A 20,052-nucleotide genomic window follows, 5' to 3' on the forward strand; every position below is an offset into this window, starting at 1 on the left:
CCTCCCCGTGCCGGGGAGGATTGCAGCGTGACCGCTTTCTTCCAGAACTTAGGGATGCCCTTCGCGGGCGCCTGGACGCTCGCGACGTTGGTCGGCATCCTCGTGATCGCCCTCCCGCTGATGCTGGCGGTCGCGATGATCATCTACGCCGATCGCAAGATCTGGGCGGCGATGGCGCTGCGCCGGGGGCCGAACGTCGTCGGGCCGTTCGGCCTGCTCCAGTCATTCGCCGACGGCCTGAAGGTGTTCCTGCAGGAAACCATCATCCCGTCGTCGGCCAACCGCGGGCTGTTCCTGCTGGCGCCGATCATCACCTTCACCGTCGCGCTGATCGTGTGGGCGGTGGTGCCGTTCAGCCCCGGCGTCGTAGTGGCCAACATCAACGTCGGTTTGCTGTACGTGCTCGCGGCCTCGTCGATCGGCGTGTACGGCATCATCATCGCAGGGTGGGCGTCGAACTCGAAATATCCGTTCTTCTCGGCGTTGCGGGCCGCGGCCCAGATGGTCAGCTACGAAGTCGCGATCGGCTTCATTTTGATCTCGGTCGTACTGTGGGCGGGCAGCTTCAACCTGTCGACGATCGTCACCGAGCAGACGGGGCATATCTTTGGCCTGCTGAACGGCTTCGGCTTTAACCCGCTGCTCTTCCCGATGGCGGTGACCTTTCTCATCTCGTCGATGGCGGAGACGCAACGCGCGCCGTTCGACCTGACCGAAGCGGAATCGGAACTCGTCGCCGGCTACCAGACCGAATATTCGTCGATGAGCTTCGCGCTCTTCTGGCTGGGTGAATACGCCAACGTCATCCTGATGTGCGCGCTGAACGCCATCCTGTTCTGGGGGGGCTGGCTGCCGCCGCTCGATTGGGCGCCGCTCTACTACGTACCCGGCATCATCTGGCTGTTCGCCAAGATCCTGTTCTTCTTCTTCGTGTTCAGCTGGGTGAAGGCGACCGTCCCGCGCTATCGCTACGATCAGCTGATGCGTCTGGGCTGGAAGGTGTTCCTGCCGCTGAGCCTGTTCTTCGTCTTCCTCGTCTCGGGGTATCTGATGTTCCAACGTGTGGGAGCGCCGCTGTGAGCCTCGCCCAGGTCGTCCGTTCGTTCACTTTGTGGGAGTTCATCGGCGCCCACGCCAAGACGCTGAAGTATTTCTTCAAACCCAAGGCGACGATCAACTATCCGTTCGAGAAGAACCCGATCTCGCCGCGGTTCCGGGGCGAGCACGCCCTGCGCCGCTATCCGAACGGCGAGGAACGCTGCATCGCGTGCAAGCTGTGCGAGGCGGTGTGCCCGGCGCTGGCGATCACGATCGAGGCCGAGCCGCGCGACGACGGCAGCCGCCGCACGACGCGTTATGACATCGACATGACAAAGTGCATCTACTGCGGCCTGTGCCAGGAGGCCTGCCCGGTGGACGCCATCGTCGAGGGGCCGAACTTCGAATTCTCGACCGAGACGCGCGAAGAGCTGATCTACGACAAGGACAAGCTGCTCGCGAACGGCGACCGCTGGGAACGCACGCTTGCGGCCAACCTTGCCGCCGATGCGCCGTACCGGTAAGCGCGCCATGACTTTCGATTCACCGATGGCAGGGGGCCATCCCGCGTCATGATCCAGGCCATTGCCTTCTACCTGTTCGCAGGCATCGTTCTGCTGTCGGGTGCGATGACGATTTCGTCGCGCAACCCGGTGCATTCGGTGCTGTGGCTGATTCTGGCGTTCTTCAACGCCGCCGGCCTGATGGTGCTCGCAGGCGCCGAATTCATCGCGATGCTGCTGGTCATCGTCTATGTCGGCGCGGTGGCCGTGCTGTTCCTGTTCGTGGTCATGATGCTCGACATCGACTTCGCCGAGCTGCGCGCAGGATTTGTCCGCTACATGCCGGTCGGCGTCGCGCTGGCGCTGGCACTGGCGGCAGAGATCGTGATCGGCGCGGGCGCCTGGAACGCGGGCGGGATCGCATTGGCGGCCAAGGCCGCGCCGGTCGCAGCCGACGTGCCCAATATCGAGGCGATCGGTCGCCTGATCTATTCGCGCTACCTGTTCATTTTCGAGCTCGCGGGCCTGGTGCTGCTGGTCGCGATGATCGGGGCGATCGTGCTGACCCACCGCGAGCGCGGCGGTGTCAAGAAGCAGTCGATCTTCAGCCAGATCAACCGCCGCTCGAAGGACGCGGTGCGCAACGTGAAGGATGTGCCGGTGGGGCAGGGGGTCGAGCTGTGATCGGGTTGACCCACTATCTGGTCGTCGCGGCCATCCTGTTCGGGCTCGGCGTGTTCGGCATCGTCGCCAACCGCAAGAACCTGATCCTGATCCTGATGGCGATCGAACTGATCCTGCTCGCGGTGAACATCAACCTCGTCGCTTTCTCGTCGTACCTCGGCGATCTGGTGGGGCAGGTGTTCGCGATGTTCGTGCTGACCGTCGCCGCCGGTGAGGCCGCGATCGGTTTGGCCATCCTGGTCATCTATTTCCGCGGCCGTGCGACCATCTCGGTCGACGACGTCAACCGCATGAAGGGGTAAGGCGATGATCCAGCTGATCGTTTTCCTGCCGCTTCTGGCGGCCATCGTCGCAGGTTTATCCAACCGCGCGTTCGGCATCGCGCTGCCAAAGGCCGTCACGACGGGCGCGCTGTTCGTGTCGGCGGGGCTGTCGTGGCCGATCTTCCTCGGCTTCCTGTTCGGCGAACAGACCGCCTATGTCGCTCCGGTCTTCAACTGGGTGACGTCGGGCACAATGGTCTTCGACTGGGCGCTGCGCGTCGACAGCCTGACTGCGGTCATGCTGGTCGTCATCACCAGCGTGTCCGCGCTCGTGCACCTCTATTCCTGGGGCTACATGAGCGAGGACCCGGATCAGCCGCGATTCTTCGCCTATCTGTCGCTCTTCACCTTCGCGATGCTGATGCTCGTGACGGCCGACAATCTGGTCCAGATGTTCTTCGGCTGGGAAGGCGTGGGCCTCGCGTCCTACCTCCTGATCGGGTTCTGGTTCCGCAAGCCGAGCGCCAACGCTGCGGCGATCAAGGCGTTCGTCGTCAACCGCGTCGGCGACCTGGGCTTCATGCTCGGCATCTTCGGCACGTACCTGGTGTTCCAGACCGTCTCGATCCCCGAGATCCTGGCCGCGGCACCGGGCATGGCCGGCAGCACGATCGGCTTCCTTGGCCACCGCTTCGACACGATGACCGTGCTCTGCCTGCTGCTGTTCGTCGGTGCGATGGGCAAGTCGGCGCAGCTCGGGCTGCACACCTGGCTGCCCGACGCGATGGAAGGCCCGACCCCGGTGTCGGCGCTGATCCACGCTGCGACGATGGTCACCGCGGGCGTGTTCATGGTCTGCCGCCTGTCGCCGATGTTCGCGACCAGTCCGACCGCGCTCGGCTTCATCACCTTCATCGGTGCGGCGACCTGTCTGTTCGCGGCGACCGTCGGGACCGTCCAAAACGACATCAAGCGCGTCATCGCCTACTCGACCTGCTCGCAGCTCGGCTACATGTTCTTCGCCGCCGGCGTCGGCGCGTACGGCGCGGCGATGTTCCACCTGTTCACGCACGCCTTCTTCAAGGCGCTGCTGTTCCTGGGCGCCGGCTCTGTCATCCATGCGATGCACCACGAGCAGGACATGCGCTTCTACGGTGGTCTGCGGAAGCACATCCCCATCACCTTCTGGGCGATGATGATGGGCACGCTGGCGATCACCGGTGTCGGGATTTATTGGATCCATGCCGGTTTCGCGGGCTTCCATTCGAAGGACGCGATCCTCGAGGCCGCGTTCGCGCGCGGCGGGACGAGCCAGCTGGCGTTCTACGTCGGCGTGTTCGCTGCGTTGCTGACCAGCTTCTATTCGTGGCGTCTGATGTTCCTGACCTTCTGGGGCAAACCGCGCTGGGCGAACAGCGAGCATATCCAGCATGCGGTGCATGACGCACATGGCCATGGGCATGACCATCATCACGACCATGCGCCCGCAGCGGAAGATGCCGGCCACACTCCAGACGTCCATGCACCCGGCGCGCACGACCTCGGTGACGGGACTGCGGGCTATCACCCGCACGAGAGTCCGTGGTCGATGCGCCTGCCGCTGATCATCCTGTCGCTAGGCGCGGTGCTGGCGGGGTTCGTGTTCAACCACTGGTTCATCCAGCCGGAATCGAACGAAGCCTTCTGGAACAACGCGATCTACTTCGACGAACATCTGATGCACGCGATGCATGAGGTGCCACTGTGGGTAAAGCTGTCGGCGACCGTCGTGATGCTGCTCGGCCTCGGCACCGCCTGGCTGACCTACATCCGTCATCCGGAATTCCCGGCCAAGTTCGCGGACATGTTCCGCGTGCTCTACCGGTTCCTGCTCAACAAATGGTACTTCGACGAGCTGTACAACGTCGTGTTCGTGAAGCCGGCCTTCTGGTTCGGCCGCCTGTTCTGGAAGAAGGGTGACGAAGGCACGATCGACAGGTTCGGGCCGAACGGCTCGGCGGCACTCGTCAAGTTCGGCAGCGGCGTCGCTGCCCGTGTCCAGACGGGGTATCTCTACACCTATGCGTTCGTCATGCTGCTTGGCCTGACCGCCGTCGTTACCTGGGCGATCACACGATGAACCGCGGCGTCTGCAATACATCCACCGTTCGTCCTGAGCTAGTCGAAGGACCGTTCTTTGCGCCGCTGGGCGTGATGCGCGAAGAAGAAATACGGTGCTTCGACAAGCTCAGCACGAACGGAATGGGGACAGTTCGTGGGTGATTTTCCAATTCTTTCACTGATGCTCGCGGTCCCGCTCGTGGCGGCCATCGCCTGCCTGTTCGTGAATGCGCAGACCGCGCGCTGGATCGCCCTTGGGGCGACGCTGGTCGACTTTGCGCTCGGCGTGCTGCTGTGGGCGAACTTCGACATGGGCGGCGCGGCCGCGCAGTGGCAGTTCACCGAGAATGCGCCGATTTTCGGTTTCTTCAGCTATGCGCTGGGCATCGACGGCTTCGCGCTGATGCTGATCATGCTCAGCGTCTTCCTGATGCCGATCTGTATCGGCGCATCGTGGGAGGCGGTGACCGAGCGCGTGCCCGAATATATGGCGGCGTTCCTGCTGACCGAAGTGCTGATGATCGGCACCTTCGCCGCGCAGGACCTGCTGCTGTTCTACATGTTCTTCGAAGCCGGCCTGATCCCGATGTACCTGATCATCGGCATCTGGGGCGGGGCGAACCGCATTTACGCCAGCTACAAGTTCTTCCTCTACACCCTGCTCGGCTCGATCGTGATGCTGATCGCGATGCTGTGGATGTCGACCACGGCGGGGACGACGTACATCCCGGTCTTGATGCAGTATGATTTCCCGGTCGGGGCGCAGTATTGGCTCTGGCTCGCCTTCTTCGCGTCGTTCGCGGTGAAGATGCCGATGTGGCCGGTCCACACCTGGCTGCCCGACGCGCACGTCCAGGCGCCGACTGCTGGTTCGGTCATCCTGGCGGGCGTGCTGTTGAAGCTTGGCGGCTACGGCTTCCTGCGATTTTCGCTGCCGATGTTCCCGGAAGCGTCCGCCGCGCTCGTCTGGGTGATCTTCGGCCTGTCGGCGATCGGCGTGGTCTACACCAGCCTCGTCGCGCTGGTGCAGTCGGACATGAAGAAGCTGATCGCCTATTCGTCGGTTGCGCACATGGCGATCGTGACCATCGGCCTGTTCGCGTTCAACCGGCAGGGTATCGAAGGCGCGATGATCGTCATGCTCAGCCACGGCTTGGTTTCGGGCGCGCTATTCCTCTGCGTCGGCGTCATCTACGACCGGCTGCACACGCGGGAGATCAGCCGTTACGGCGGGCTCAGCATCACTATGCCGCGCTATGCCGTGTTCTTCCTGCTGTTCACGATGGCGTCGATCGGCCTGCCGGGGACGTCGGGCTTCGTCGGCGAGTTCCTGAGCCTGGCCGGGACCTATCAGGTGTCGACTGCGATCACGCTGGTCTGCACGACCGGCATCATCCTGGGCGCGGGTTACATGCTCTATCTCTATCGCCGTGTCGCTTACGGCGACATCGTGCATGACGATGTGCGGACGATGCCCGACATCAGCAAGCGCGAGCTGGCACTGCTGGCGCCGATCGCCGCGGTCGTGCTGTGGATGGGCGTGTATCCCGAAAGCTTCCTGAAACCGATGCGCGCCGATGTCGGCCTGCTGCTCGAGCGGCTCGACCGCGCCAAGCCGGTCGGGGATTCACAGCCCACGCCGGGCAAGCCGGCCGCTGCCGCCGCCGCACATCACGCTACACCTGCCGCCCATGGGGAGTCCCACTGATGGGCAATGATCTGTTGATGGTGCTGCCGGAGCTGGTGCTCACGGTCGGCGCACTCGTCCTGATGCTCGTGGCTGCCTGGGGCGGCCAGGCATCGACCCGGCTGGTCAGCTGGGCCGCGGTCGCCGTGCTGATCGGCGCGGGCATTGCACTCGCCGGTCCGGCGTCGTCGGGCGGGCATCCGTTCGGCGGCCTGTTGCGCACCGACGCATTCGCGGCCTATGCCAAGGTGCTGATCTATGGCGCGAGCGCGGTGTCGATCGTCATCGCGCCGAGCTTTTTCGCGCGTACCAGCGGCGACGATCTGCGCCCCGAATATCCTGTCTTGATGCTGCTCGCCGCGATCGGCTCGGGCGTGATGGTGTCGGCCGGCGACATGCTGTCGCTGTACGTCGGTCTGGAGCTCCAGAGCTTGGCCAGCTACGTGCTTGCCAGCTTCATGCGCCGCGACACGCGCTCGGCCGAGGCTGGCCTGAAGTATTTCGTGCTTGGCGCGCTCGCCTCGGGCATCCTGCTCTACGGGATCAGCCTAGTCTACGGTTTCGCCGGCTCGACCGGCTTCGACACGATCGCCGCTGCGTTCGGCGGGGCGAAGTCGACCGGCCTGATCGTCGGCCTGGTCTTCGTCTTCGCAGGCCTTGCGTTCAAGATCGCCGCCGTCCCGTTCCACATGTGGACCCCGGACGTGTACGAAGGCGCGCCGACCCCGGTCACGACGTTCTTTGCGTCCGCATCGAAGGTCGCGGCGATCGGCATGGGCATGCGCGTCGCGCTGGAGGCGATGGGCCCCGCGTCGTTCGAATGGCGCCAGATCGTGATCTTCGCGAGCCTCGCGTCGATCTACTTCGGCGCGATCGGCGCGATCGGGCAGACCAACATCAAGCGTCTGCTGGCCTATTCGTCGATCAACAACGTCGGCTTTGCGCTGATCGGCCTGGCCGCGGCGACCCCACAGGGTACGGCGGCGGTGCTAAGCTATGTCACGGTCTATGTCGTGATGACGCTCGGCAGTTTCCTCGTCGTGCTGCAAATGCGCGGGCGTGACGGGCAGCCGGTCGAGAGCATCGCCAGCCTGTCGGGCCTGTCGCGGACGCGGCCCGGCCTGGCCGCGGCGATGGCGATCTTCATGTTCTCGCTCGCCGGCATCCCGCCGCTGCTCGGTTTCTGGCCGAAGCTGGCGGTATTCCAGGCCGCGACCGATGCGGGGCTGTTCGTCTTTGCCGTCGCAGGGGCCATCGGCTCGGTCGTGGGTGCCTTCTATTATCTGACGATTATCAAGACGATGTACTTCGACGCCCCGGCCAACGAAATCGTCGAGGACGGCGCGCGGTCGAGCGTCGAATATGCGCTGATCGCGGTGATGGCTGTGTTGGTGTCGCCGCTCGGTTGGCTGCTGATCCAGCCACTGGCACCCTTTACCACGGCGGCTGCGGGCGCGCTGTTCTGATCGACATCGTCACCGTCGCTGAGACGGGGTCGACCAACGCCGACCTCCTCGCCGCCGCCCGATCGGGCGCGGCCGAGGGGCGGTGGCTGCGGGCCGGGAGCCAGACCGCGGGGCGCGGGCGCCAGGGGCGGACGTGGACGTCGCGGGCCGGCAATCTCTACGCGAGTACGATCGTCCAACTGCGCCCGCATGATCCGCCGGCCGCGACGCTCGCGCTGGTCGCAGCGGTCGCGCTGGACGAAGCGATCGGTCTGCTGTGCCCGGCGTTGCTCGGTCCCGGCCGGCTGACGATCAAATGGCCGAACGACGTGCTGCTCGACGGCGCGAAGCTGGTCGGCATCCTGCTCGAACGCGCCGACGATGCCGTGGTGATCGGCTTCGGCGTCAACTGCGCGCATCATCCCGACCTGCCCGATCGCAAGACCGCCTGCCTGGCCGACGCCGGTTGTCCGGTCGATCCGGCCGTGCTGGTCGAGGCACTGGCGGACAGTCTCGCGCGGTGGCTGGCCTGCTGGCGCGGTGAGGGGATCCAACCCGTCCGGAGCCGGTGGCTGGATCGCGCGCACCCGAAGGGCACCGCGCTGGTCGCCCGCGCCGGCGATACCGCGACGGAGGGGCTGTTCGACGGCCTGGACGGCGACGGCGCGCTCGTCCTGCGCTTGGCCGACGGTACGCGACGTGTCATTCACGCCGCCGACGTATTCCTTCTTTAGAGCATGATGACATGGTTATGATCCGTCGTGATTGCCCTGCGCCGTTTGTCGGCAAGGAGCGACGCGCAGCGCGGGCTGGTGGCCCATGCGAGGGTTGCGACGACGTCCGGCGGACGGCGCAGGGCAACCGCTCTGCGGCGGGCCGAATTTCGCCCGTGGAGTCGTCGCTCGTCAGTCACGGGGGCAAGGCCCCGCTCCTTCCTCGCTCTTATCCACGAACGAAATTCGACTCCGTCACGACGGGTCAAAACCACGTCATCATGCTCTAGGACGCCCACCATGCTGCTCGCGATCGATGCCGGGAACACCAATGTCGTCTTCGCGCTGCTTGAGGGCCGCGAGGTCCGCGCGCGCTGGCGGATCGCGACCGATCCGCGGCGGACGGCCGACGAATATGTCGTATGGCTCAGCCAGCTGCTGGCGCTGGAGGGGCTGGATCGCTCCGCGGTCGACGGCGTCGTCATCGGCACCGTGGTCCCGCGCGCGATGCACAACCTGCGGATGCTCGCGACCAAGTATTTCGGCGGCGAGCCGACGATTGCGGGGACCGGCGGGTGGCCGTTCCAGCTGGATGTCGAGGAACCGTCGAACCTCGGTGCCGACCGCGCGCTGAACGTCATCGCGGCGCACGCCGCGCATCCCGGCGACCTGATCGTGGTCGATTTCGGCACTGCGACGACGTTCGACCTGATCGACTACTCAGGCGCGTACAAGGGCGGGATCATCGCGCCGGGCATCAACCTGAGCCTCGATGCGCTGGTCACCGCCGCCGCCAAGCTGCCGCGCATCGCGATCGAGGCACCGCGGTCGCCGACCGTCATCGGCCGCAACACGGTCGACCAGATGCACATCGGCATCTTCTGGGGCTATGTCGCCATGCTCGAAGGGCTGATCGCCCGGATGAAGGCGGAGGTCGGGCGGCCCGTCACCGTCATCGCCACCGGTGGCCTTGCGGTGCTGTTCGAGCAGCACACGCAGGTTTTCGACCGCGTCGAACATGATCTGACGCTGATCGGCCTCGCAATGGAGTGGGAAAGAGCCCATATCGGCGGGGAACGTGTCCCGGCCTGAGCCGGGTCCCCAGACATTCTGCCGCGTGGAACGCGGACGCAAACCGCCCCTTCAATCTGTGGGGCATGATCGAATAGGAAATCTGTGACTACTCCCAACAAAGAACTGCTCTTCGTCGCGCTCGGCGGATCGGGCGAAATCGGCATGAACGTCAACCTGTACGGGTGCGACGGCAAATGGCTGATGGTCGACTGCGGCGTGACCTTCGCCGACCCGAACTATCCCGGCATCGATATCATCCTGCCGGACCTGAGCTTCATCGAGGATCGCCTGGACGACCTGGTCGGCATCGTCATCACTCACGGGCATGAGGACCACATCGGCGCGCTGCCGTATCTGGCCGCCGACCTGGGCGTCCCGGTCTATGCCTCGCCGTTCACCGCGGGGCTCATTCGCGACAAGTTCGACGAGGAAGGCATCACCAAGCAGGTTAAGCTGCGCGTGGTGCAGGAAGACCAGTCGTTCAAGCTGGGGCCGTTCGGCATCAGCTATGTCCCGCTCGCCCACTCGATCCCGGAAGGCAATGCCATCCTGATCGAGACGAAGTACGGCAACATCCTGCACACCGGCGACTGGAAGATCGACGAAGGCAGCGGCGCGTCGACCGCGGATGAACTCATCGCCGTCGGCGACAAGGGCATCTTTGCGCTGGTCTGCGATTCGACCAACGTGTTCAACGCCGAAGCCTCCGGCAACGAAGCCGACGTCCGTGACGGGCTGGACGACGTCATTTCCGCCGCCAAGGGCCGCGTGCTCGTGACGACCTTCGCGTCGAACGCAGCGCGCCTGGCGACGCTGGGTCAGGTCGCCAAGGATACCGGGCGCCAGCTCTGCCTCGCGGGCCGGTCGCTCGACCGGATCACGCGCGTGGCCAAGGCCACCGGTTACCTCAAGGACCTGCCCCCGATCATCGATTGGGACACGGCGATGAAGCTGCCGCGCAACCAGGTGCTGATCGTGGCGACCGGCGGGCAGGGGGAGGCACGCGCGGCGCTGAACCGCGTGTCGGAGAACAACCACCCGATCAAGCTGGATCGCGGCGACACCGTGGTATTCTCGTCAAAACAGATTCCGGGCAACGAAAAGGCGATCGGCGACATCCAGAACCGCCTGGCGGCTATGGGCATCACGATCATCACCGATCGCCAAGCCTTCGTTCACGTCTCGGGTCACCCGGGCCGTCCGGAACTGGCGCAGATGTACAAATGGATTCGCCCGCAGCTGGTGATGCCGGTGCATGGCGAGATGCGCCATCTGGCCGAACACGCGCGCTTCGCGATCGAAAGCGGCGTGCCCGGCGCGGTCATCCAGAAGGATGGCGACATCATCCGCCTCGCGCCCGGCACGCCCGAAAAGATCGGAGTCGCGACCGTCGGTCGTCTAGCGGTCGATGGCGACGTGATCCTGCCGGCTGACGGCGGCACGATCAACGAGCGGCGCAAGGTCGCGATGTACGGTCACATGTCGGTCGCCGTTGCGGTCGGCAAGAACGGCCAGCTGATCGGCGAACCCGACGTGAAGCTGCAGGGTATTCCGGTCGAGGAAGAGCGCGATCCGTTCATCGACGAAGCGATCGATGCGGCGGAGGACGCCGTGCGCAAGGCAGGCAAGGGCGGCAAGAACCGCGATGCCCTACGCGAGGCGATCCGCCTGGCCGTTCGCCGCGTCGCCACGCGCTGGACCGGCAAGAAGCCGGTCGTCGATGTGCTGTTGATCGAGGCGTAGGCAGCGGGCGGGCGCCGGGTTCAGCCCGGCTGCCCGCCGCCGCCGGTCGCACCGAAGATCTGGCCGGTAGAGAAGCTGTTCGCCGGATCGACCGCCGCGACATATAACCCGGCGATTTCCGCGGGCTGGCCGGGGCGGCCGAGCGGGCTCGATCCGCCGAAGCTGCGCAGCTTCTCCGGCGTCGCGCCCCCGGACACTTGGAGCGGTGTCCAGAACGGCCCCGGCGTTACCGCGTTCACCCGAATGCCCTTGGGCGCGAGTTGCTTGGCCAGCCCCTTGGCGAGGTTCAGCACCGCCGCGCGGCTCATCGCATATTCCAGGATGTCGGGCGACGGGTCGCCGGCCTGTTCCGACGATGTGAACACGATCACCGATCCCGCGCCCATCCGGGCGACCGCTGCCTTTGTCAGCCAGAACGGCGCATAGACGTTGGTCTTCATCGTCGCGTCGAAATCCTCCGATGATATACTGCCGATGTCGGGCCGGGTCTGCTGGCGCGCGGCGTTGTTGACCAGGATGTCGAGCCCGCCGAGCTGGCGGGTGGCATCGACGATCAGGCGACGGCAAAAGGCTTCGTCGCGCAGGTCGCCCGGGATGGCAACCGCTTTGCGTCCGGCGGCCTCGATCAACTGGATCACTTCGCGCGCGTCGGGCTCTTCGGCGGGCAGATAGTTGATCGCGACGTCGGCGCCTTCGCGGGCGTAGGCGATCGCGGCGGCGCGGCCGATCCCGCTGTCGCCGCCGGTGATCAGTGCGCGCTTGCCGATCAGCCGGCCGGACCCCTTGTAACTGGTCTCGCCGTGGTCGGGCCGCGGGGACATCCGACTGGCCAGACCCGGCCAGGCCTGCCGCTGGTTCGGAAACGGCGGGCGCGGATAGATTGCAGCCTGCGGCGTGGTCGGGGCCTGAGGTGCCGGCGGCCTTTCCTGCGCGATGGCGGGCAGGGCGGTCGCCGCAGCGGCAAAGCCGGCGCCCGCGACAAGGGTGCGGCGGGTCGTGTCGATGTCGGACATGGGCAGGGCTCCGGGCGCGTGAGTATCCGGGCCAAACCCTTCAAATTGTTGGCGGTTCCTGCCGGTCGATCGTTACGCGAGCGGTAGTGTCATGGAAATGCAATAAACGCACTTGTCGGTCCGAAACAAAAGTGACACCCATACGTCATAAAACAGTAACAAACGGATGGAGGATGGGATGACCAAGCAGTTCGCAGTCGCCGTCGCGCTGGCCGCGATCGTCGCGACGCCCGCCGTGGCGCAGGACGGCGCGGTTCGGACGGCGCATGATGCGATCGTCGGCGGCAATTATGTCAAGGCCGAACAGCTTCTGACTGCCGAGCGCCAGATCTATCCGGGCAGCGCCGAAGTGCTGGTAAACCTGGCCGCGGTCTATGCCGCGACCGGCCGGCCGATGCAGGCGGCGACCCTTTATCGCCAGATTCTCGATAGCGATGCCGTCCTGCTCGATCGCGGCGACCGCAGCACCGCGTCCTCGCACCGGATCGCGCAGGCCGGGCTCGGCCGCATCAGCGCGTATCAGACTGCCGCACGCTAACGCTCAACGAGCCACAGGAAACGGGGACGGTAGCGGGTGCTGCCGTCCCCGTTTCGTTTCATCGGAAGTGCTTTCCGGCGATCAGAGACGCGGCAGCGTGACGCCGCGCTGGCCCATGTATTTGCCCGCGCGGTCGGCGTAACTCGTCTCGCAGGGCTGGTCGCCCTTCAGGAACAGGAACTGGCACGCGCCTTCGTTGGCGTAGATCTTGGCCGGCAGCGGCGTGGTGTTCGAGAATTCCAGCGTCACGTGCCCCTCCCACTCGGGCTCCAGCGGGGTCACGTTCACGATGATGCCGCAGCGGGCGTACGTGGATTTGCCGAGGCAGATGACCAGAGTATCGCGTGGGACGCGGAAATACTCGACCGTACGAGCGAGCGCAAAGCTGTTCGGCGGGATGACGCAGACATCGGTCTTGCGATCGACGAAGCTGTTCGCCGCGAAGTTCTTCGGGTCGACGACCGCGCTGTCGACGTTGGTAAAGATCTTGAATTCGTCGGCGACCCGCGCATCGTAGCCGTAGGACGACAGGCCGTAGCTGATACAGCCTTCGCGCCGCTGCGCCTCGACGAACGGCTCGATCATGCCGTCGGCCAGCGCACTTTCGCGGATCCAGATGTCGGATAGAATCGCCATGTCGTTCCCCTGATCTGCGGCCAGCTTGTCGCGGCTGACCGCGTCGTCGGCAAGTCCTGACGTCAGGCGATGCCCAGATCGGCCGGGCCGAAAGCGTCGGGCAGCAAGTCCGACAGGCGATATCGGCGCACGGCGTCGCCCTCTGCTGCCGCGCATACGACGGGCAGGTCGCGGCGGCTCATCTGTGCGGCTTCGTTGATGACCTGGCGGCAGCGACCGCAAGGGGACACCGGGCCGGTGCCGGTCGGGCGGCCAGCTGCATCCATCGCTCCGCCGATCACGACGATGGCCGCCACGTCGCGCAGCCGCCCGCTCGCGCTGACCGTGCCGAGCGCGACGGTTTCCGCGCACAGCGTCAGGCCGTAGCTGGCATTCTCGAAATTGGCGCCGGTCACGACCGACCCGTCGGTCAACAGCACGGCGGCACCGACCGCGAATTTCGAATAGGGCGCGTGGGCGTTGCGGGCAGCGGTGCGCGCCGCAGCGATCAGCGCGGTCTCGTCGATGGTGACGTCGGTCATGTCTATCCCTTGATATGCAGCACGCAGATCAGCGTGAACAGCCGGCGCGCCGTGTCGAAATCGACCGTCACCTTGCCCTCCAGCCGCTCGATCAGCAATTCGGCCGCCTGATTGTGGATACCGCGGCGTGCCATGTCGATCGTTTCGATCTGTTGCGGCGTCGCGGCGCGGATCGCCTGGTAGTAGCTGTCGCAGATCGCGAAATAGTCGCGGATCGGGCGACGGAAGCGCCCCAGCGCCAGGATCAGCGTCTCGAGATGCGACCCGTCCTCGCGGTGAATGGCCAGGCCCAGACGCCCGTCCTCCACGCTCAGCTTGATCCGGTATGGCCCGGCATAGCCGTCGGCATGGGCGCGCTGGGGGGCGAAACTATTGTCCTCCAGCAGGTCGAAGATCGCGATGCGCCGTTCCTGCTCGACATCGGCCGATCGCCACAGGATCGTGCGCTCGTCCAACTCGACATCGATGATCCGCGGATCGGCCATCCGACCCGCTTATCGCCAACCGGGCGCGCAATCCACAGCTTGATCCACCACGATCGATCGCACCATGGTTGTCGGATTGCCCGTGGGGTGGGAGAGGGGGACATGGCTACCCAGATTCGTGCCCTCGACGCCCCCGTCCAGCAGCTGCCCCAGAACCTGGAGGCGGAAGCGGCATTACTCGGCGCGATGATGATCGACAATCGCCTGGCCGACGACATCCTCGACCGCCTGGAGCCGGAGCATTTTTTCGACCCGCTCCACGGCCGCATCTTCTCCGCCATCCGCTCGCTGCGTCAGAACGACATGCTGGCGACCCCGGTCACCCTGCGCCCGATGTTCGATGGCGACGAGGGGATGAAGGCGCAGGGCGGGACCGCATATCTTGCGCAGATGACCGGCAGCGGCGCGGGCCTGATCGGCGCCAAGCAGTTTGCCCAGCAGATCTACGATCTCGCACTGCTGCGGTCGCTGGTCACGGTCGGGCGTACCTTGATCGATCGCGCGATGGACACTTCCGAAGAGGTCAACCCGCGTGCGCAGATCGAGGCGGCGGAAGAGGAGCTATTCAACGTCGCCGCCGATGGCGGTACCGCGAACACGGTCAAGACGTTTGCCCAGGCGACGACCGAGGCGGTGCGGCTCGCGGAAAAGGCGCTGAACGCCGGCGGGGGGCTGTCGGGCGTCACCACCGGTCTCGATTCGATCAACCACAAAATCGGTGGTCTGCACCACAGCGATCTCATCATCCTCGCCGGCCGTCCGGGCATGGGCAAGACCTCGCTCGCCACCAACATCGCCTTCAACGCGGCCAAGCGCTGGATGGACGACATGCGACTGGGCATCCCACCCGAAAAGTCGGTGGGCGCCAAGGTCGCGTTCTTCAGCCTGGAAATGTCGGCCGACCAGTTGGCGACCCGCGTACTGGCGGAGGCATCGCGGATCAGTTCGGAATCGCTGCGCATGGGTAAGATCAGCAAGGCGGAATTCGCACAGCTCGCCGCCGCTGCCGCCGACCTCGAAAACCTGCCGCTGTTCATCGACGACACCGCCGGTCTCTCGATCAGCGGCCTGCACACCCGCGTGCGCCGGTTGCAGCGGCGGCAGAACAACCAACTCGGCCTGGTCGTCGTCGATTATCTCCAGCTGCTGGCGGGCTCGAAGAAGGCGTCGGGCGATGGACGCGTGCAGGAAATCTCGGAGATCAGCCGTGGGCTGAAGACGCTGGCGAAGGACCTGAACGTGCCCGTCATCGCGCTGTCGCAGCTCAGCCGTGCGGTCGAGCAGCGCGAGGACAAACGCCCGATGCTGTCGGATCTGCGCGAATCGGGATCGATCGAGCAGGATGCCGATATGGTCTGGTTCGTCTATCGCGAGGATTATTACCTCGCCGCGCGCGAGCCCAAGATTCCGACCGACGGCGACGATACGCGCGTGTTCGACGACCACGCCGCCTGGGCCTCGTCGATGGACCGCGTCCATGGTCTGGCCGAACTGATCGTCGCCAAGCAGCGCCACGGTGCGACGGGCAAGGTGACGATGCGGTTCGAGGCGAACATCACGCGCTTCAGTGATTACGCCGGTGACACGCCGTTCGGCGGCGGGGACGAGTATTAACCCGATCGCCGCAGCCTTTCTGCCGCCGCCACAATACAGGCGGGAACCCAGGCATCCGGCTCCGGCACACCGCTGCCACATACCGTCGTTCCCGCGCAGGCGCGAGCCCATCTCCCGGTGTCTACACTTGGCACGCAAGGGAGATGGATTCCCGCCTTCGCGGGAATGACAAAATATAGGATGCAAAAGAAAAGGGCGCTTCCCGCGATCGGGAAGCGCCCTTTGTCTTGTCCGGGCCGCAAGCGGTCCGGGAGCCGATTACTTGACGTCGGTCGCGGCGTCGGCATTCTCTTCCGCGTTGTCGGCGGCCGAGTGCATGTTGTCGGCAGCGTTCTCGAGCTGCGCTTCGACGGTCTCGTTGGTGGCGTTGTCGGCCATCGCTTCGAGGTTGTCGGCCTGCGCTTCGATGTTGTCGGCAACCGCTTCTGCGTTCGCTTCGTTCATCTCGGCCTGCTTCGAGTTGCAAGCTGCGAGCGACATCAGGCCGGCAGCGGCAGCGACAATGAGAACCTTCTTCATTATTTGCTCCCAAGCAAAAAATTCGTTCGCGATCCGGCCCGATTGCCGACGCGAATTTGCCGCAATACCGACACCTAGCCCCACGTCAACGCTCAAATTGGTCCGCTCGTCGCAGAGTGCCGGCGGTGCAGGGATCAAATCGGGCAGTTATCGGGCGGGCGTGACGCGGCCGATCGTCTCCGGTGCGTTCGCGACGATGGCCAGCATCGTCGTCCATGCCGCTACGTTTTGCCGCAATTTCGCCGGATCCACCTTGTCGAGCGTGTCGTCGGGCGTGTGGTGCAGGTTGAAGTAATCCAGCCCCGACTGGCTGAGATCGATCGCCGCGACGCCCTTCGCCATGATCGGACCGACATCGGCGCCGTCGCCCGCCTTCGCCGACCCGCGGGCGATGCCAAGTGGCGCCAGGGCCGTCGCCAGCCGGTCGCCGACCGCCTTCGCGCTATCGGGCAGGTTCGTCTCGAATCGCCAGATCCGGTCCGCGCCGAAGTCGCTTTCGGCCGCGGCGACGTGATTGTCGCTGCCATGCGCTTGCGCGTAGGCGCGACCGCCGAACACGCCGACTTCCTCCGCGCCGAACCAGACGACGCGGATGGTGCGCCGCGGGGTGCCCGCATCCATAATGCGCTTGGCGGCGGCGGCGGTAATGGCGACGCCGGTGGCGTCATCGATCGCTCCGGTGCCGAGATCCCAGCTGTCGAGGTGCCCGCCGACCAGCACGATCCCGGCGGCCGGGTCGCTTCCCGGCACTTCGGCGATGACGTTGCCCGATTCCTTGATGCCGGTCTGGCGCGGCGTCAGCGTCAGCTTGATGCGCACCGGCGCCCCGCGCTTCAGCACGCGCTCCAGTTGCTCGGCATCGGGGATCGACAGCGCCGCGGCGGGGATCGCCTTCACGCCTTCGGGGAAGTTGGTGCCGCCGGCGTGCGGGTTGCGGTGATAGTCGGTGCCGATCGAACGGATCAGCATCGCCGCTGCACCCTTGCTTGCCGCCAGCGCCGGGCCCGAGCGCCGCACGCCGCCGAAATAGCCGTAGGACGACCCGTCCTGCGTCGGCATCATCGCATGGCTGACGAAAGCGATCTTGCCCTTGAGACTCCCGTCAGGCGCGGCGTTCAGGTCGGCGAGCGTCGGGAAATAGACCACTTCGGCGGTCATGCCCGCCGCCGGCGTCGCGCCCGAATTGCCGAGCGCGGTCAGGTACAGCTTCTGCGGGAAGGGCGAGACGATCTCCGCCGTTTCCTCGCCACGCACCCAGACCGGCATCTTGAACGGCTCGATGCGGACGTTCTTGAAGCCGAGCGTCGTCAGCTTCTTCACCGCCCAGGCCCGCGCCCGCGCCTCGGCGTCGGTGCCGGCCAGTCGCGGCCCGACTTCGGTCGTCAGGCCCTCGGTGATATCCCACGCATAGTCGTCCTTCAGCGCCGCGTCGCGCATCTGGGCGGGGTCCATCTGCTGGGCCGCGGCGGGGAGGGGAAGGGCGAGGGCGGCGACGGCCGCGAGCAGGAGGCGCTTGGTCATGGGCGTAAGTGGTAGGCGCGTTGCCAATCGCGCGTCCAGCCATTACATCCTGCGCGGAATTTCCAGCATTCAGATCGTTCGAACGGAGACCCCAGTTGGCCGCCCAATATGCGTTTGTCATGAAGGACATGACGAAGACCTTCCCCGGCGCCCAGAAGCCGGTGCTCAGTAACATCAACCTGCAATTCTATCAGGGCGCCAAGATCGGCATCGTCGGCCCCAACGGCGCCGGCAAGTCGACGCTGATGAAGATCATGGCCGGGGTCGACAAGGATTTCACCGGTGAAGCCTGGCCGGGCGAGAACATCACCGTCGGCTATCTGGAGCAGGAGCCGCAGCTCGACCCGACCAAGACGGTGCTGGAGAACGTCAAGGACGGCGCGCGCGAAGTCGCCGACATGGTCGATCGCTTCAACGCGATCTCGGCCGAGATGGGCGATCCCAAGGACGACACCGACTTCGACGCGCTGATGGAGGAGATGGGCGAGCTCCAGGGCAAGATCGACGCGGTCGACGGCTGGACGCTCGACAACCAGCTCGAAGTCGCGATGGAAGCGCTGCGCTGCCCGCCGTCGGACTGGTCGGTCGACAATCTGTCGGGCGGTGAACGCCGCCGCGTCGCACTGACCCGCCTGCTGATCCAGAAGCCGTCGATCCTGCTGCTCGACGAACCGACCAACCACTTGGACGCCGAGAGCGTCAGCTGGCTGGAGCATCACCTGAAGGAATATGCCGGCGCGGTTCTGATGATCACCCACGACCGCTATTTCCTGGACAACGTCGTCGGCTGGATCCTCGAGATCGATCGCGGCAAGTATTTCCCCTACGAGGGCAATTACTCGACCTACCTCGAGAAGAAGGCCAAGCGCCTCGAGCAGGAGGACCGCGAGGAGAGCGGGCGCCAGGCGGCGATCCGCAACGAGCTGGAATGGATCCGTCAGGGCCCCAAGGGCCGCCAGACCAAGTCGAAGGCGCGTATCGCCAAGTTCGACCAGCTGGTCGAGGCGCAGCAGAACCGCACGCCGGGCAAGGCGCAGATCGTCATCCAGGTGCCCGAGCGCCTGGGCGGCAAGGTCATCGAGGTGACCGACGTCAGCAAGGCCTATGGCGACAAGCTGCTGTTCGAGAACCTGTCGTTCACGCTGCCCGCCGGCGGCATCGTCGGCGTCATCGGGCCGAACGGCGCGGGCAAGTCGACGCTGTTCAAGCTGATCACCGGCCAGGAACAGCCCGACAGCGGCAAGGTCGACATGGGGTCGACCGTGCGGCTGGGGTATGTCGACCAGAGCCGCGATCACCTGGATGACAAGAACAACGTCTGGCAGGAAATTTCCGACGGCCACGACTATATGAAGGTCAACGGCCACGAGCAGTCGACGCGCGCCTATGTCGGTGCGTTCAACTTCAAGGGGCAGGACCAGCAGAAGAACGTCGGCAAGCTGTCGGGTGGCGAGCGCAACCGCGTCAACATCGCCAAGATGCTGAAGCGTGGCGGCAACGTGCTGCTGCTCGACGAACCGACCAACGATCTCGACGTCGAGACGTTGGGCGCGCTGGAAGAGGCGATCGAGAATTTCGCAGGGTGCGCCGTGGTCATCAGCCACGATCGCTTCTTCCTTGACCGCCTGGCGACACACATCCTGGCGTTCGAGGGCAACAGCCACGTCGAATGGTTCGAGGGGAACTTTGAAGCGTATGAAGAGGACAAGCGTCGTCGCCTGGGTGACGCCGCCGATCGTCCGACCGCGCTGTCGTACAAGAAGCTGACGCGCTGACGGGTCGCCGCCGGCCGCCTCCATCTGGGGCGGCCGGTGGTCCGGCCTAGGGTCCGTACTCAATCAGGACGGGGTCGTGACGGCGCCGATTTTGGGTTAGGGCAAGAAGCGAGGAGTGGAGCGATGCTATGGCATCGTGACCCCAGGGCTTTCTTGGCTCGCGACGCCGCCCTGGGCCAA

The 20,052-nt window shown here is 65.3% G+C and carries 19 protein-coding genes; 13 read left to right on the forward strand and 6 right to left on the reverse strand.

Annotated elements, in window-relative coordinates; all coding sequences use genetic code 11:
* Positions 1–27 precede the first annotated feature (27 nt).
* The 10 genes from nuoH (at position 28) to ASE86_RS08170 (ending at position 11,250) form a co-directional block, all read left to right on the forward strand.
* Positions 28–1,080, forward strand: coding sequence for an NADH-quinone oxidoreductase subunit NuoH (nuoH, locus tag ASE86_RS08125; protein ID WP_056424409.1), 1,053 nt, complete (start codon positions 28–30; stop codon positions 1,078–1,080).
* Positions 1,077–1,562, forward strand: a complete 486-nt coding sequence (gene nuoI / locus ASE86_RS08130; protein WP_056424412.1) for an NADH-quinone oxidoreductase subunit NuoI — start codon at positions 1,077–1,079, stop codon at positions 1,560–1,562. Before nuoH ends, nuoI begins: the two co-directional genes overlap by 4 nt.
* A gap of 48 nt (positions 1,563–1,610) precedes the next feature.
* On the forward strand, positions 1,611–2,225 hold the full coding sequence (locus ASE86_RS08135) for an NADH-quinone oxidoreductase subunit J (RefSeq protein ID WP_056424414.1): 615 nt from the start codon (positions 1,611–1,613) through the stop codon (positions 2,223–2,225).
* Entirely contained in the window at positions 2,222–2,527 is a 306-nt protein-coding gene (gene nuoK, locus ASE86_RS08140; RefSeq protein WP_056424416.1) for an NADH-quinone oxidoreductase subunit NuoK, read from the forward strand. Before ASE86_RS08135 ends, nuoK begins: the two co-directional genes overlap by 4 nt.
* 4 nt (positions 2,528–2,531) lie before the next feature.
* On the forward strand, positions 2,532–4,607 hold the full coding sequence (gene nuoL, locus ASE86_RS08145) for an NADH-quinone oxidoreductase subunit L (RefSeq protein ID WP_056424420.1): 2,076 nt from the start codon (positions 2,532–2,534) through the stop codon (positions 4,605–4,607).
* Between the two features lie 135 nt (positions 4,608–4,742).
* Positions 4,743–6,296 (forward strand): NADH-quinone oxidoreductase subunit M, encoded by a 1,554-nt coding sequence (locus ASE86_RS08150; protein ID WP_156347071.1) that lies wholly within the window; start codon positions 4,743–4,745, stop codon positions 6,294–6,296.
* Positions 6,296–7,741, forward strand: coding sequence for an NADH-quinone oxidoreductase subunit NuoN (gene nuoN / locus ASE86_RS08155; RefSeq protein ID WP_056424426.1), 1,446 nt, complete (start codon positions 6,296–6,298; stop codon positions 7,739–7,741). Before ASE86_RS08150 ends, nuoN begins: the two co-directional genes overlap by 1 nt.
* Before the next feature lie 5 nt (positions 7,742–7,746).
* Positions 7,747–8,454, forward strand: coding sequence for a biotin--[acetyl-CoA-carboxylase] ligase (locus ASE86_RS08160; RefSeq protein ID WP_056426851.1), 708 nt, complete (start codon positions 7,747–7,749; stop codon positions 8,452–8,454).
* Between the two features lie 279 nt (positions 8,455–8,733).
* Positions 8,734–9,525, forward strand: coding sequence for a type III pantothenate kinase (locus ASE86_RS08165; protein WP_056424429.1), 792 nt, complete (start codon positions 8,734–8,736; stop codon positions 9,523–9,525).
* A gap of 84 nt (positions 9,526–9,609) precedes the next feature.
* On the forward strand, positions 9,610–11,250 hold the full coding sequence (locus ASE86_RS08170) for a ribonuclease J (protein WP_056424432.1): 1,641 nt from the start codon (positions 9,610–9,612) through the stop codon (positions 11,248–11,250).
* 20 nt (positions 11,251–11,270) lie between these two features.
* Here the strand turns inward: ASE86_RS08170 and ASE86_RS08175 are convergent, their stop codons facing one another.
* Positions 11,271–12,263 (reverse strand): SDR family oxidoreductase, encoded by a 993-nt coding sequence (locus ASE86_RS08175; RefSeq protein WP_056424435.1) that lies wholly within the window; start codon positions 12,261–12,263, stop codon positions 11,271–11,273.
* A gap of 178 nt (positions 12,264–12,441) precedes the next feature.
* On the opposite strand from ASE86_RS08175, the gene ASE86_RS08180 reads away from it, so the two are divergent.
* Positions 12,442–12,801, forward strand: coding sequence for a tetratricopeptide repeat protein (locus ASE86_RS08180; RefSeq protein WP_162233324.1), 360 nt, complete (start codon positions 12,442–12,444; stop codon positions 12,799–12,801).
* A gap of 81 nt (positions 12,802–12,882) precedes the next feature.
* On the opposite strand, the gene dcd is transcribed toward ASE86_RS08180, so the two are convergent.
* The 3 genes from dcd to ASE86_RS08195 form a co-directional block, all read right to left on the reverse strand.
* Positions 12,883–13,437, reverse strand: a complete 555-nt coding sequence (dcd, locus tag ASE86_RS08185; RefSeq protein ID WP_056424441.1) for a dCTP deaminase — start codon at positions 13,435–13,437, stop codon at positions 12,883–12,885.
* 62 nt (positions 13,438–13,499) lie between these two features.
* Entirely contained in the window at positions 13,500–13,958 is a 459-nt protein-coding gene (gene cdd, locus ASE86_RS08190) for a cytidine deaminase (protein ID WP_056424443.1), read from the reverse strand.
* A gap of 2 nt (positions 13,959–13,960) precedes the next feature.
* The gene (locus tag ASE86_RS08195) at positions 13,961–14,443 is read right to left on the reverse strand and encodes a UPF0262 family protein (RefSeq protein ID WP_056424447.1); all 483 of its coding nucleotides are present in this window, start codon (positions 14,441–14,443) and stop codon (positions 13,961–13,963) included.
* A gap of 102 nt (positions 14,444–14,545) precedes the next feature.
* On the opposite strand from ASE86_RS08195, the gene ASE86_RS08200 reads away from it, so the two are divergent.
* Positions 14,546–16,057, forward strand: coding sequence for a replicative DNA helicase (locus ASE86_RS08200; RefSeq protein ID WP_056424450.1), 1,512 nt, complete (start codon positions 14,546–14,548; stop codon positions 16,055–16,057).
* Positions 16,058–16,315: 258 nt separating this feature from the next.
* Here ASE86_RS08200 and ASE86_RS08205 read toward each other — a convergent pair whose 3' ends face one another.
* Positions 16,316–16,576, reverse strand: coding sequence for a hypothetical protein (locus ASE86_RS08205; RefSeq protein WP_056424452.1), 261 nt, complete (start codon positions 16,574–16,576; stop codon positions 16,316–16,318).
* A gap of 147 nt (positions 16,577–16,723) precedes the next feature.
* The gene (locus tag ASE86_RS08210) at positions 16,724–18,097 is read right to left on the reverse strand and encodes a M20/M25/M40 family metallo-hydrolase (RefSeq protein WP_056424455.1); all 1,374 of its coding nucleotides are present in this window, start codon (positions 18,095–18,097) and stop codon (positions 16,724–16,726) included.
* A gap of 95 nt (positions 18,098–18,192) precedes the next feature.
* Between ASE86_RS08210 and ettA the strand changes: the two genes are divergently transcribed.
* Positions 18,193–19,872, forward strand: a complete 1,680-nt coding sequence (ettA, locus tag ASE86_RS08215; protein ID WP_056424458.1) for an energy-dependent translational throttle protein EttA — start codon at positions 18,193–18,195, stop codon at positions 19,870–19,872.
* The last annotated feature ends 180 nt before the right edge of the window (positions 19,873–20,052 follow it).

Source organism: Sphingomonas sp. Leaf33 (assembly GCF_001421785.1).
Classification (GTDB): domain Bacteria; phylum Pseudomonadota; class Alphaproteobacteria; order Sphingomonadales; family Sphingomonadaceae; genus Sphingomonas.